Origin of the sequence: Pseudoalteromonas sp. OFAV1 (genome assembly GCF_021532595.1) — a bacterium.
GTDB classification, from domain to species: Bacteria; Pseudomonadota; Gammaproteobacteria; order Enterobacterales; family Alteromonadaceae; genus Pseudoalteromonas; species Pseudoalteromonas lipolytica_C.
Window position 1 is genome coordinate 21110 of sequence record NZ_JAKGBG010000026.1, and the last position, 14149, is coordinate 35258.

The following is a 14149-nucleotide window of genomic DNA, read 5'->3' on the forward strand; positions in this document are numbered from 1 at the left end:
TGGTGTTAAGTGCTATGGTTAAGCAGGGCTTTGAGTTTAGCTGGCTTAACGGGTTTGCTAAGGTAATGAATTTGCTCAGCTTTGGTTTGTTGTTTTAGCGCTTCATCACGTACTGCTGTGATTAAAATTGCCGGTACTGGGCTTTGCCAAATTTCCCTTAACGTTTTAATTAGCGTAATACCATCGCAATCATGGCCAAGCTGATAATCCATTAAGATCACATCGGGTGCGCCGTGGTCTTTAGCATAGGCCATGACAGTTTCTACTTGATCAAAGAGCTGATAATTGGCTTGCCATTTTTGCAACAGACTTGCCATAGCATTTAAATTCTCCGGATCATCATCAACCGCAATAATGTTCATTGCACTGCGATTTTCAACGCCTTTTTTAGGCGTGTCTTTTTGCTGAATAAATTGGCTTTCACCATATGGTACTTCAATACTAAAGCGGCTACCTTTGCCGGGCGTTGAAGTGACATCCATACGTAGCGAAAGCAAGTCGACCATCCGTTTTACTACCCCTAAACCAAGTCCGACTCCTTTGTTATCGCCCGCTTCAATACGGTAGAAGTCATTAAATATTTTTGCTTGCTCCACTTCACTTATACCCGGGCCTGTGTCCCAAACTTCAATACGTAAATGGTGTTTGCGTTTGCGACACGCAATTAAAACTCGGCCGCTTTCGGTGTACTTAACCGCATTTGACACCAAGTTTTGAATAATTCGTCGCAAATAGGTGATATCGCTGTGTACGATTGTCCCTTTTGAACGCACTGTAAGCTTTAAGCCTTTTTCACTCGACATAATGGCGTATTCATTTTTTAGCGGTGCAAGTATGTCATCAATACTAAAATGACGTGGCGTTGGGGTCATTGCCCCTTGCTCGAGCTTGGCAATTTCTAACAGCGCCGACATCAAATGCACCGTTGAATCTAAGCTTGCACCCAGCTTTTCAAAGTTATTTAAGTTGTTGCTCGAAAGGGTTTTATCATCAATAGCTGCAAGGTATAGGCGCGCCGCATTCAGCGGTTGTAAAATATCGTGGCTAGCCAAGGCTAAAAATCGCGTTTTACTGTCATTAGCTTGTTCTGCCTCTTTTTTGGCTAAAGTAAGTGCTTGCTCAGTTTGTACTCGGCTATCGATTTGCGCTTGTAAATCTCTATTTATGGTGCGTATTTCTTGGGTACGCGCTTCGATGCGGTTTTCAAGATCCATGTTAACTTCTTCGAGGGCGTTTTGCGTTTCGATATGCACAGTAATATCAGAGAAGCTTGTCACAAAGCCGCCATCAGGTAATGGGTTACCTATCATTTCAAATACTTGGCCATTTCGGCGGTGGCGAATAAAGTGATGAGGTGTGCCGTTTTTAAGATGCTGTACACGCTTTTCTACATGACGTTCAACCTCACCCGGACCACATTCACCGCGCTCTGCGTTATAGCGGATCACTTCTTCAATAGGTTGGCCAACCTCCAGAAACTCATCAGGGTAGTTAAACATTTCGGCATAGCGTTTATTCCAAGCAACCAAATTTAGTTCTTTATCAACAACCGAAATACCATGACTGAGGTTCTCAAGGGATGTGAAAAGTAAATTTTGATTAAATTGCAGTGCTTGTGTGGTTTCATCAAAAAAGTTAACCACTTCTTCAAATGCCATGCGTTTACCAGAGGCAACCGTGTGGATCAGCGCTTGTGCTGAAGATGCGCCTAGCACACCGGTTAAGGCTCGCTCACAATAAGCGATAAACTCAGGGTCTGGATGTGCGTTGTTGTCATCTAAGTTATGTGACAACGCAAAGTGAGCCAGCACTTGTTGCGAGCGTTGAACGCCTAAAAAGGTTTGTAGCAGCACTTTAAAGTCGTAAACGGTGGCTTTAACGTTTTTATTTAAGCGTCTGGCGAATACAGCTTGCTCTTTAGGGTTAACAAAGGCTGCTGCCTGAATCTTATCAATTAAACGCTCATCTGCACCGAGCGAAAAACTAATATAACAGCCAATATTGGCAAACAAGGCGATTAGGGTGCCACGCGTAATAAGTGTTTGTTGCAGCTCCGTATTTAGGCTATTACCCGCATCTAAAATAGGTAACATTAAGAATAATACCCAACAAATGAAGCCTGCTAATAATCCGGCATAAACGCCATAAGCGTGGCCTTTTCGCCAGTATAAGCCGCCAACAATGGCTGGGAGTAATTGCGACACCAAAGAAAAGGCCACTAACCCCATACTTGCCAGTGCTTTACCATGACCAAACCATTGCTGGTAGAAATACGACAAAATCAAAATACCGGCAATGGTGAAGCGCCTCACTAATAAAATTTGTGATTTATAGCTGCTGGTAATGAGGTTACGTTTAAACTTACGGCGTAGCATTAACGGTAGTACCACATCATTTGAGATCATGGTGCTGAGGGTGAGTGTAGCCACTACAATCATTGCCGTGGCTGCTGATAGACCACCAATAAATACAAAAGTTGTTAAGAAGGCATTTTCATGGATCAGTGGTAGGGCTAATACAAAGCTGTCGGGCGAAAATCCACTGCCAATACCAGGGTGAATAGCGGCAGTTGCAATAGGGAAAATCATTGCCGCAGTTAGCAGTAAATACAACGGAAACGCCCAACGAGCAGTAAAAAGATGGCGTTTATCTTGGTTATCAACCACGGTGACATGGAACTGCCTTGGTAAACAGATAATCGCTGCTGCCGCCATCATTGATTGGCCGATAAAGTTGAAGCTAAAAAAGTCAAAATTATGCCAATGCTGCCAAACTGAACCTGTTAATTGCTCTGCTTGTACCTCACTGAGGTTAAACAAAGTGTATAGTGCAAGTCCTGCCACAGCGACTAAAGCTAATAACTTCACCATAGATTCAAAAGCGACAGCGAGCATCAGTCCAGAGCGATATTCGGTAACATCCACTTTGCGGGTACCAAAGAATATCGCAAACATTGCCATGATTAAGGTTGCAGATAACGCCAACATAGAGCCTGAAATACGGCTATCGTTTTGTAGTAATAAGAAACTACTACTGAGAGCTTTTAATTGCAGAGCAATGTAAGGAATCGTCGCTAATAAAGCGATAATTGTCACCATAATGGCGGTAGTTTGTCGTTTACCGTAGCGCGCTGAAATAAAGTCGGCAATCGTGGTGATATTTTGCTTTTTACTTACCAAAACTAATTTGCGCAAAAAACCTTGGCCAAAGAAAAATAGCAACGCAGGACCAATTAAAATCGGTAAGTAATTCCAACTGTTAGTAGCGGCTGTTCCGACTGAACCGTAGTAAGTCCAAGACGTACAGTAAATGCCTAATGAAAAAGAATAAACAAATGGATGGTGACTAATTCTTTTTGCAAGAGGAGTGGTTTTGTCCCCCCAATTTGCCAACCAAAACAACACGCCAATATAGGCGAGTGCAACAAATAAAAGCGCAGCTGTCATGTTTAAATTCAGTAATTATTGTAATAACACTACCTTACCAGAATTATGCGCGATTTCGATGGCTAGATTTTTTGCAATAAAAATTAATAAAAAGTAAGTTGTTGATAATAAATGGAAAGTTATGTTTTACGCACGGTTATTAGACTAATGTCGCAGATCATTCGTTTTTACTATTTTCGCTATTTCGCAAATTTATCTTTATAGGTTAAGTTGTTGTTAATTATTGTTTTTTACCATTCATTAACAAATGATGTTTTACAGTTTACGTAAACGTAAACTGACTGTTACGACTATGGTCTCAATTCCATAAATCAGAACCCTTGCTAACTTAGTTAATGACAACTAATACCACTCATTACTTTTTTGTAATGCATAAGGGGATAAAAATGGCTTTTAAAGATGAAGAACAAGCAAAAGCTTATTGGGCGGAAAACCTCGCACTGCTATTTAAATTATTAGCAATTTGGTTTGTCGTTTCATTTGGTTTTGGCATTTTACTAGTAGACGTACTCAATGAGATACGTTTCTTTGGGTTTAAACTCGGCTTCTGGTTCTCCCAGCAAGGCGCTATTTACACCTTTGTAGCTTTGATTTTTGTTTACGTTTTCAAAATGAATACGTTAGATAAAAAATACGGCGTAGACGAATAGGAGCTAAGCAATGGATGTTCAAACACTCACGTTTATTATCGTCGGTTTAAGCTTTGCGCTTTATATCGGCATCGCAATCTGGGCCCGCGCGGGGTCAACAAATGAATTCTATGTTGCAGGTGGTGGTGTACCGCCGCTGGCAAATGGTATGGCAACCGCTGCTGACTGGATGAGTGCGGCATCGTTTATCTCAATGGCGGGTATTATCTCGTTTGCGGGTTATGACGGTGGTGTATATCTAATGGGTTGGACAGGTGGTTATGTACTACTTGCGTTATGTTTAGCACCTTACTTGCGTAAATTTGGTAAGTTCACAGTACCAGATTTTATCGGCGACCGTTATTACTCACAAACTGCACGCGTTGTTGCGATTTTATGTGCGATCTTTATCTGTTTCACATACATCGCAGGTCAAATGCGTGGTGTAGGTGTGGTTTTCTCTCGCTTCTTAGAAGTGGATATTGAGACCGGTGTTTACATTGGTATGGTGATTGTATTCTTCTACGCTGTACTTGGCGGTATGAAGGGGATTACTTACACGCAAGTAGCTCAGTACTGTGTACTTGTATTTGCTTACCTTGTTCCAGCAATCTTCATTTCAATGATGATGACAGGTCACTTCTTCCCACAAACCGGTTTTGGTGCAACGCTTAGCGATGGCTCAGGACAGTTTGTGCTTGATAAACTAGATGGGCTCAGTACTGAACTTGGCTTTGCGCAATACACCGAAGGCTCGAAGAGCATGATTGATGTATTCGCAATCACAGGTGCGTTAATGGTTGGTACTGCAGGTTTACCGCACGTAATCGTTCGTTTCTTCACTGTTCCTCGTGTTAAAGACACGCGTATCTCAGCTGCATGGACACTTGTTTTCATTGCAATCGTTTATACAACAGCACCTGCTGTAGCGTCATTCGCTCGTGTAAACATGATTGATACAATTAACGGTAAAGACGGTAGCGGTACAGAGTATGCAGAAGCACCAGCATGGGTTAAAAACTGGGAAAGAACAGGCCTAATCACCTTTAACGATAAAAATGGTGACGGCAAAATGTTCTACTCAGCAGGTAAGATTGATGATCCAAACAGCGCTAACGAAGTTAAAGTTGACCGCGACATCATGGTACTTGCTAACCCTGAGATTGCAGACTTACCAGCATGGGTTGTAGCATTGGTTGCAGCAGGGGGTATCGCAGCAGCGCTATCAACTACAGCAGGCTTACTATTGGTAATCTCGACCTCGGTTTCGCACGATTTATTAAAACGTACCTTAAAACCAGATATTAGTGATAAACAAGAGCTACTTGCTGCGCGCTTAGCAGCGATGATAGCGATTGTGATTTCAGCTTACTTTGGTATTAACCCGCCTGGATTCGTGGCCTCGGTTGTTGCCTTTGCCTTCGGCTTAGCAGCGGCGAGCTTCTTCCCAGCCATCATTATGGGTATCTTCTCTAAGAAGATGAATAAAGAAGGTGCGATTGCGGGTATGGTGACAGGTATTACATTCACAGCGGCTTATATTATTTACTTCAAGTTCGTAAGCCCTGAATTGAATACACCGGCACACTGGTTATTTGGTATCTCACCTGAAGGTATCGGTCTAGTTGGTATGATTGTTAACTTTGTAGTTGCAGCTATCGTACTTAAACTAACAGCTGAAACACCAGTTGAAATCCAAGAAATGGTTGAAGGTATCCGTAACCCTAAAGGTTCTAGCGCAGCACACGCGCACTAATAAAACCATTTTATGAGAACACACTCTTGAAGATCAAAAGCCCGACTTAAGTCGGGCTTTTTATTTATTTAAAACAGGGGTAGTGTAGATATTGTCTCTATTTTATTGCGAGAATGACCATGAATACCGAGCAACAGGAAGTCGCCCAATTTGTGATGCAACAAACGCCGTTTAATCAGCTAGATAGCGCTGCATGCGAGTATTTTGTTAATCATCTCGATATTATTTATCTGACCCGAGAGAATCAAAATCAGTGGTTAAGCTCTGATAATTTACGGTTATTTTTAATTCGCTCTGGCGACTACGACTTAGTCGACCCAAAAGGCGATGTGATCACTAAATTATCAGGTGGCGATTACTTTGGTTTTCCGTCACTGTTAACTGGCGAAGCGATTCAAAATAGCATTTCAGTGCAAAAGGAAGGCATTGTTTACATGCTAAACCAAGCGGCATTTGATTACTTACGCCGAGAGTACAAGGTGTTTGAGCAATACTTTGTTCGCGCCCATAAAAACCGTTTATTGTCGTCTCATTATAAAAGTCAAAACGACAGTTGGTCGGAGAAAAAAATTTGCGAATTGATGAATCGCAAAGCGGTCACTTTGGCGCCAGAGGCAAGTATTCGTCAAACCGCTAAAAAAATGAAACAGCATGGTGTTTCGTCGATTATGCTAACTGAGCATGATCGCCTCGTTGGGGTCGTGACCGACAGAGACTTACGCAATCGCGTATTGGCCGATGAGGTTGACCCTCAAGAGTCAGTAAGTAGCATCATGACCTGTAAGCCCAAGTTTATTTTTGAAAATAATCGCGTGTTTTCGGCATTGCACTTAATGCTTAAGCACAATATTCACCATTTACCTGTGCTTGATGAACATCACAAACCGCTTGGTATGCTCACCAGCACAGATTTGCTGCGTCAGCAAAAAAGCGACCCAGTGCAATTGATTGGACGAATTTATAAAGCGCATAGCGTGGTAGATTTAAAGCGTTATTCGCAAGAGATACCCGGCTTGTTAAAAGGCTTTTCAAACAATATTGATGACATCTCCTTGATTGGTAAATTATTAAGTGGCTTAACCGATGCACTGACTTCGCGGTTAATCCGTTTGTTCCAAGAAGATAATGGCGCGGCACCAACCAGCTTTAGTTTTATTTGTTTTGGTTCACAAGCAAGGGAAGAGCAAACATTGCATTCAGACCAAGATAATGGCTTGTTACTACCTGATGATTTAACGGACGAACAACAAGATTACTTTAAGCGTATGGGCGAGTATGTCTGTGAGCATTTAATTGAGTGCGGAATAAAACGTTGTCCTGGCAATATCATGGCGAGCAATGCAGAATGTCGAATGGGCATTAATGCTTGGACAGAAAAGTTTCATAAGTGGATCACCTCACCGACACCTGAGGCGATGCTCAATTGTAAGATATTTTTTGACTTACGTTTTATAGAAGGTTCCACTACCTTATATACACGCTTTTGTGAGCAGCTAAAACGCATTTCTAAAAATGACTTGTTCTATGCGGCTATGGCGAGCGACATTAAAAATACCCCAGTGCCCATTGGTTTGTTCAATCAGTTCAAATTAGAAAAAGACGATAAACAGCATAAATATCTCGACTTAAAAAAACGCGGTGTGGTGATCATTAACGACATAGTGCGTTTATATTCCCTCAAAGCGGGTATTCAGCGCGCTAATACCCAAGAGCGCATAGACGCGTTAATGAAATTTTCGCTACTCAATAAAGATGACCTATATAACTTAAAAGACTGTTGGCGCTTTTTAACTCAACTGCGTTTAGGCACGCAAATTAACGAAGAGGGGCTGCCTAGCAACTGCATTAACCCAAATGCGTTGAATTCATTGGAGCGACATCAATTAAAAGAAGCATTTTATTTGGTTAAGCAGGCGCAGCAAGCCGCCGCATTTAAGTTTGCTCGCGGTAGTTTATAGGAGAGGGTATGGTTAAACGCTGGTTAAGTCGGTATTTAGCGCGAAAGCAACTTTTGGCAGCTGATGCCTATAAAGAGCGCTATGTAGTGATAGACATGGAGTTAACGGGCCTTGACCCTCGCCAGCACGAAATTGTTTCGGTGGCGTGGGTAATGATAGAAGATCAGTGCATCAAATTCAGTGGTGCGCAGCACTTAATAAATAAAGACGTGCAAAGCTTAGAGCAAAGCCCGATTTATCACGGTATCGCTAAACATGATATCGCTGCAGGTGAGAGCCTCGAAACCATTCTTGGCAAGCTGCATCAGCATTTTGGTGAGTGCATTCTAGTGTTTCATAACGCGGCACTAGATTGGGGGTTCTTAAAACAGGCGTGCAGAACGCTTGGTTTAGATGCAAAGGCGCGTTTAATTCTTGATACCTTCGTTATTGAAAAAAAACGCCTGCACCAGCAAGGCCACGAAATTGGCCACGATGATTTAACACTAAGCGAATGTCGCAAGCGCTACAACTTACCGCATTACAGCTCGCACCATGCCCTTACTGATGCGATGGCAACGGCCGAGTTATTCTTAGCACAGTGTCATCAAATTAGTCGTGGTAAGGCATTGAAAGTAGGAGAGCTTGTGTGAATCAGTTAGAATTAAAAGTGCCCCCAGTTGCGCTGGTTTTGATCATTGCGTTGATGATGTGGGGCACAGCAGAGTTGTTTACGAGTTTTAGCTTCTCGTTTTTTGCAGCATCTTTTGTAGCACTACTCATTGCATTTTCAGGTGTGGTGTTTGCTTTATTAGGTGTTTATCAATTTCGCAAGCAAGGCACGACCGTTGACCCTCGAATTCCAGAACAGTCAGCAAGTCTTGTTACCAGTGGTGTTTATCAATTTAGCCGTAACCCAATGTATGTAGGTATGTTATTAATGCTAGTTGGTTGGGGAATCTATCTTGGTAATATTGCGAGTTTTATTATGCTGCCGATATTTATTCTTTATATGAATCGATTTCAAATTATGCCAGAAGAAACGTTTATGGCAGAGAAGTTTGGATTAGCATACCAGCAATACAAAAAATCTGTTCGTCGCTGGCTATAAAGGATTAAAGAAAGAGACATAGGTTGCTAACGCAGATTTATTTACCTTGCCCTCTTATAAAAACTTTTCAGGTCGATTACCAAAATTGTGCCATCTAGGGTTGTTAAAGTAGTTTTATTTACCTTGCCCTCTTATAAAAACTTCAAAGGTCGATTACCAAAACTGCGCCATCTAAAACATACTAAGCAATTTTTATTTTTGCAGACCTCTTATAAAAACTCTTCAGGTCGATTACCAAAATTGAGCCATCTAGGGTTGTTAAAGTAGTTTTATTTACCTTGCCCTCTTATAAAAATGTGTAAGGTCGATTACAATACCGCCATCTAAAAGGCAGCTGCCTTTATCTGCAAGCAAATAGAGTGGATTTTCTTCTTCATGGCAATCAAACTTGCAATTAATGGTTTTGGTCGAATCGGGCGCAATATCGTCCGTGCCCTGTATGAATCTGGGCTTGAAGATCAACTCAAAATTGTCGCTATTAACGAATTAGCCGACCCAAAGGGCATTGCCCATCTCCTTAAATACGATACATCTCATGGCCGCTTTTCATTCCCTGTTAATCTTGGCGAAGATACTTTAACGGTTGCTAACGACTCTATAGCCTTATTTGCAGAAGAAAACCCTGCAGAACTGCCTTGGCAAACACTAGATATTGATGTGGTTCTTGAATGTACTGGGGTGTATCACTCACGTGAACATGCAGAGCTACACTTAGCTGCGGGCGCAAAAAAAGTATTGTTTTCACAGCCAGCAGATGCTGATGTTGATGCCACAATTGTGTATGGTATTAACGATGATGAGCTAAAAGCAGAACATACGATTGTTTCAAATGGTTCATGTACCACAAACTGTATTGTGCCAGTGATTAAAGTGTTAGATGACGCATTTTCAATTGAATCTGGGGCCATTACGACGATTCATGCCTCGATGCATGATCAACAAGTGATTGATGCGTATCATCATGATTTGCGTCGTACTCGCGCCGCAAGCCAGTCTATTATTCCGGTAGATACAAAGCTTGCGCGTGGTATTGAGCGCATTTTGCCTAAGTTTCATAGTCGCTTTGAGGCCATTGCTGTTAGGGTACCAACTATCAATGTGACGGCGATGGATTTAAGTGTAACAGTGAATACCGATGTGAATTTAGCGACTGTCAATCAAGCACTTAAGTTAGCAGCAAAAGACCGTCTTGAAGGTATTTTAAGCTACACAGAAGAGCCATTGGTATCGGTAGATTTTAATCATGACCCACATTCTTGTATCATAGATGGCACTCAGACACGTGTTAGTCATAAACGACTGATAAAGTTGTTAGTGTGGTGCGATAATGAGTGGGGCTTTGCTAATCGTATGCTCGACACTGCGCGTGCGATGATGGCTGTAAGCCAATAATGTATAAATATAATATTAGTATCGTTAACTAAGGAGAAGTCCATGTCGGTCATTAAAATGGCAGATTTAGATTTAAACGGCAAACGCGTGTTAATTCGTGAAGATTTAAATGTGCCTGTAAAAGAAGGTAAAGTGACCTCTGATGCACGTATTCGTGCAGCATTACCAACTATTAAATTAGCGTTAGAAAAAGGCGCTAAAGTAATGGTGATGTCACACCTTGGCCGCCCTACGGAAGGGGAATATGATGAAGCGTTTTCACTCGCCCCTGTTGTTGATTATTTAAATAATGCTCTTGAGCAAACTGTTCGTCTTGAAAAAGATTACCTTGATGGTGTTGACGTAGCAGACAACGAAGTGGTTGTTTTTGAAAACGTGCGTTTTAACGTTGGCGAAAAGAAAAATGACGAAACACTGTCTAAAAAATTAGCTGCATTATGTGATGTTTACGTAATGGATGCATTTGGTACGGCTCACCGTGCACAAGCATCGACTCACGGTGTGGGCTTATTTGCTGATGTTGCATGTGCAGGTCCACTTCTTGCGGCCGAGCTAGACGCACTAGGTAAAGCGCTTGATAACCCCGCTCGTCCTTTAGTGGCTATCGTTGGTGGCTCTAAAGTATCGACTAAGTTAACTGTACTTGATTCGCTATCTAAAGTGGTTGATCAACTTGTAACGGGTGGTGGTATTGCTAATACCTTCATCGCGGCAGCAGGGCACCCAGTAGGTAAATCTTTATTTGAAGCTGATTTAATCGATGAAGCAAACAAATTAAGTGCAGCTGCAAAAGCGAATAATGGCGAAATTCCTGTACCAACAGATGTTGTTGTAGGTAATGAATTCTCTGAATCTGCAGTAGCGACACTAAAAGATGTGACTGAAGTAACAGATGAAGACATGATTTTTGATATTGGCCCTGATACAGCAAACCAATTAGCAAAAATTATTGCTAATGCGGGTACCGTTGTATGGAATGGTCCAGTAGGTGTATTTGAATTTGATCAATTCGGTAACGGCACACGTGCTATTGCAGATGCGATTGCTAACTCAAATGCATTCTCGATTGCTGGTGGCGGTGATACGCTTGCAGCGATTGATAAATACGGCATTACCGATAAAGTTTCTTACATTTCAACCGGTGGCGGTGCTTTCCTTGAATTTTTAGAAGGGAAAAAACTACCAGCAGTTGCTATGCTTGAAGAACGTGCTAAGTAATTAGTGCGAAAGCTAGCGTAGTTGTTAAGTAATTACGCTGGTTTAGCTGTTTATAAAATACCTCTCACCCTCATTTTATTTACAGCTATTACGGTAGGCGACAGCTTCTCGCGATGCAGTGATGCATCAAAAAATAACTTATATCCGTTCAAACTAGATGGTAGGTAACTACTGTCGATACAATTTGGAGAATACCAAATGGCTTTAATCAGTATGCGACAACTTCTTGATCATGCAGCTGAAAATGGTTATGGCGTACCTGCGTTTAACGTTAATAACCAAGAGCAAATGCGTGCAATTATGGAAGCGGCTGACAAAACAAACAGCCCAGTAATTGTACAAGGTTCTGCAGGCGCTCGCGCCTATGCCGGTGCCCCTTTTATTCGTCATATGATTTTAGCTGCCGTTGAAGAATGGCCACATATCCCAGTTGTAATGCATCAAGACCACGGTACATCACCGGGTGTATGTCAGCGTTCAATCCAATTAGGCTTTTCATCAGTAATGATGGATGGCTCATTAATGTCTGATGGTAAAACCCCTTCAAGCTACGAATATAATGTTGATGTAACACGTCAAACAGTTGAAATGGCGCATGCTTGTGGTGTGTCTGTTGAAGGCGAGTTAGGTGTTTTAGGTTCACTTGAAACAGGTGAAGCAGGTGAAGAAGATGGCGTTGGTGCAGAAGGTAAACTGTCTACGGATCAAATGCTAACAGATCCAGAAGAAGCGGCTGACTTCGTCCGTAAAACGAAAGTGGATGCACTGGCTATCGCTTGTGGTACATCACATGGTGCGTACAAATTCACTCGTCCACCAACAGACGATATCTTAGCGATTGATCGCATCAAAGAGATCCATGCCCGTATTCCTAACACTCACTTAGTAATGCATGGTTCGTCTTCAGTGCCACAAGAGTGGTTAGAAGTGATCAATCAATACGGTGGTGAAATCCCTGAGACTTATGGTGTGCCAGTAGAGCAGATCATCGAAGGTATTAAGTATGGTGTTCGTAAAGTAAATATCGATACCGATCTTCGTTTAGCATCAACAGGTGCTATTCGTCGTCACTTAGCTTTAAACCCAGCTAACTTCGATCCACGTAAATACTTAGCAGAAGCAACGAAAGCAATGACTGAGATCTGTGTTGCTCGTTACGAAGCCTTTGGTACTGCGGGTCAAGCGGCTAAGATCAAGCCAATCTCTTTAGATGATATGCACCTTAAATACTTATCGGGTGAACTTGATCCACAAATCAAGTAATTGATAATAAGTTGAAAAAGCCGGCTTTTTGCCGGTTTTTTATTGCCTTGATCAAGACGGATCATCGGTTTACTTACTCATGCACCTCAGGATCAGTGTTTTACTAACCTTGGCTTTCACGGATCATTATTTTACTAGTTGTAGACTGATCAGGGGCTTTTCTTTGTTCACCTTTTAAACAATGGGCTGATCGCCCTAACATTAAATCAACAAGTTAACGTACTCTCTAAGTAAAAAACTGATCTGTGATTGATCAACTTAGTAAAAACCTGATCCTGATCTGATTTAGTTGGTAGATCAGTGATCCGTGATTTTTATTTGAAATATCCTCTCCTTGCCTTGACCAAAAGCCCTTTATGTTCGATTTTTAAGTTACTGCTTAAATTAAGGATCGCTACCATGAAAAAACCTGCCATGATGTTGTCGAGCTTTGCTATGTGCTTTATTTCCTTTCATAGTGCTGCCGAAGCAGTAGATGTATATGGACGGGCTCATTTAGGGATTGCTAACAGCGACACTGGAAATGGCAGTGAAACTTCCATAGAGAGCTACAACTCACGAATGGGGATCAAAGGTAGTGGTGATATAAGTGATGGTTTAAAAGCCGTATATAAATTTGAATTTGCGGTTAATGCCGCTGATCAAGACAGCGATGGTAAAACTGAAGAGAATATTACCGCACGTAATCAATATGTAGGTTTACAAGGCAGTTATGGGCAAATTGTGATAGGCCGTCATGATACTGCGTTGAAGGTCGCACAAGGCAAAGTTGATTTAATGAATGACTTTAATGGTGATATTAAGGCTTTGTTTAATGGTGAAAACCGTCTTGGTGATGTGCTGCATTATAACTCACCAATAGTTGGTAATATGCAGTTTGTAGTGACCTATATTGCTGAAGATAACTCCAAACAAAATGATGAAACAGGTATTTCTGCAGCGATAACATATGGTGATAGCAAGCTTAAAAAAGCGCCTTATTTTGTAAGTGTTGCCCACGACAGTAAAGTAGCAGGTTACGATACAACACGGTTTACTGCGCAAGGTAAATTAGGTGAGCTAACCTTAGGCGGTATGTATCAACAAAGTGAAAAAGTATCGGGTTCAAACAAAGAAGATGGCTTTTTAGTCAGTGCCTCTTATAAAATTGATAAATATAAATTACTCGCACAATATCAAGACTCTGATGGTGACTTTGGCAAGCTCAAAGATTCAGGCAGTGGTACCTCAGTCGGTGTGGAGCGAAGCCTGTCAAAACAAGCACGTATGTATATGTGGTATACGCAATTTTCACTAGATAATAATTCTGATGAAGATCATTTAGCAGTCACTTTAAGGTATGATTTTTAGCCTGAAAAGGCTGTTTTTTCCTTAAAATTGCTTATTTTTACGCTGAT

Annotated in this window: 10 protein-coding genes; 9 read left to right on the top strand and 1 reads right to left on the bottom strand. The window is 41.6% G+C overall.

Going from position 1 to position 14149, the window contains the following annotated elements; genetic code table 11:
• Positions 1-5 precede the first annotated feature (5 nt).
• Positions 6-3446, bottom strand: a complete 3441-nt coding sequence (locus L1267_RS14475) for a PAS domain-containing hybrid sensor histidine kinase/response regulator (RefSeq protein WP_235383254.1) — start codon at positions 3444-3446, stop codon at positions 6-8.
• Positions 3447-3832: 386 nt separating this feature from the next.
• On the opposite strand from L1267_RS14475, the gene L1267_RS14480 reads away from it, so the two are divergent.
• The 9 genes from L1267_RS14480 (at position 3833) to L1267_RS14520 (ending at position 14102) form a co-directional block, all read left to right on the top strand.
• Complete coding sequence (locus tag L1267_RS14480; protein ID WP_054551160.1) at positions 3833-4096, top strand: DUF4212 domain-containing protein; 264 nt, start codon at positions 3833-3835, stop codon at positions 4094-4096.
• 10 nt (positions 4097-4106) lie between these two features.
• Positions 4107-5831 (top strand): sodium:solute symporter family protein, encoded by a 1725-nt coding sequence (locus tag L1267_RS14485; protein WP_235383255.1) that lies wholly within the window; start codon positions 4107-4109, stop codon positions 5829-5831.
• Positions 5832-5950: 119 nt separating this feature from the next.
• Entirely contained in the window at positions 5951-7789 is a 1839-nt protein-coding gene (locus L1267_RS14490) for a DUF294 nucleotidyltransferase-like domain-containing protein (protein ID WP_235383256.1), read from the top strand.
• A gap of 8 nt (positions 7790-7797) precedes the next feature.
• Positions 7798-8421, top strand: coding sequence for a 3'-5' exonuclease (locus L1267_RS14495; protein WP_235383257.1), 624 nt, complete (start codon positions 7798-7800; stop codon positions 8419-8421).
• Positions 8418-8879: a methyltransferase family protein gene (locus L1267_RS14500; protein ID WP_199526297.1), complete on the top strand. Its 462-nt coding sequence runs from the start codon at positions 8418-8420 to the stop codon at positions 8877-8879. Before L1267_RS14495 ends, L1267_RS14500 begins: the two co-directional genes overlap by 4 nt.
• 375 nt (positions 8880-9254) lie before the next feature.
• Positions 9255-10271 carry an erythrose-4-phosphate dehydrogenase gene (epd, locus tag L1267_RS14505; RefSeq protein WP_235383258.1) on the top strand — a complete coding sequence of 339 codons (1017 nt, stop codon included), beginning with the start codon at positions 9255-9257 and terminating at the stop codon, positions 10269-10271.
• A gap of 42 nt (positions 10272-10313) precedes the next feature.
• Complete coding sequence (locus L1267_RS14510) at positions 10314-11489, top strand: phosphoglycerate kinase (protein ID WP_235383259.1); 1176 nt, start codon at positions 10314-10316, stop codon at positions 11487-11489.
• Between the two features lie 198 nt (positions 11490-11687).
• Positions 11688-12752, top strand: a complete 1065-nt coding sequence (fba, locus tag L1267_RS14515) for a class II fructose-bisphosphate aldolase (RefSeq protein WP_063703260.1) — start codon at positions 11688-11690, stop codon at positions 12750-12752.
• A 399-nt stretch (positions 12753-13151) separates the two neighbouring features.
• Positions 13152-14102 carry a porin gene (locus tag L1267_RS14520; protein ID WP_135925993.1) on the top strand — a complete coding sequence of 317 codons (951 nt, stop codon included), beginning with the start codon at positions 13152-13154 and terminating at the stop codon, positions 14100-14102.
• Positions 14103-14149: the final 47 nt, after the last annotated feature.

Excerpts from the sequence above, each read along its gene's own strand:
- L1267_RS14520 (WP_135925993.1), top strand. The coding sequence starts at position 13,152 with ATGAAAAAACCTGCCATGATGTTGTCGAGCTTTGCTATGTGCTTTATT.
- L1267_RS14490 (WP_235383256.1), top strand. The coding sequence starts at position 5,951 with ATGAATACCGAGCAACAGGAAGTCGCCCAATTTGTGATGCAACAAACG.
- epd (WP_235383258.1), top strand. The coding sequence starts at position 9,255 with ATGGCAATCAAACTTGCAATTAATGGTTTTGGTCGAATCGGGCGCAAT.
- L1267_RS14480 (WP_054551160.1), top strand. The coding sequence starts at position 3,833 with ATGGCTTTTAAAGATGAAGAACAAGCAAAAGCTTATTGGGCGGAAAAC.
- L1267_RS14475 (WP_235383254.1), bottom strand. The coding sequence starts at position 3,446 with ATGACAGCTGCGCTTTTATTTGTTGCACTCGCCTATATTGGCGTGTTG.
- L1267_RS14495 (WP_235383257.1), top strand. The coding sequence starts at position 7,798 with ATGGTTAAACGCTGGTTAAGTCGGTATTTAGCGCGAAAGCAACTTTTG.
- L1267_RS14510 (WP_235383259.1), top strand. The coding sequence starts at position 10,314 with ATGTCGGTCATTAAAATGGCAGATTTAGATTTAAACGGCAAACGCGTG.
- L1267_RS14485 (WP_235383255.1), top strand. The coding sequence starts at position 4,107 with ATGGATGTTCAAACACTCACGTTTATTATCGTCGGTTTAAGCTTTGCG.
- fba (WP_063703260.1), top strand. The coding sequence starts at position 11,688 with ATGGCTTTAATCAGTATGCGACAACTTCTTGATCATGCAGCTGAAAAT.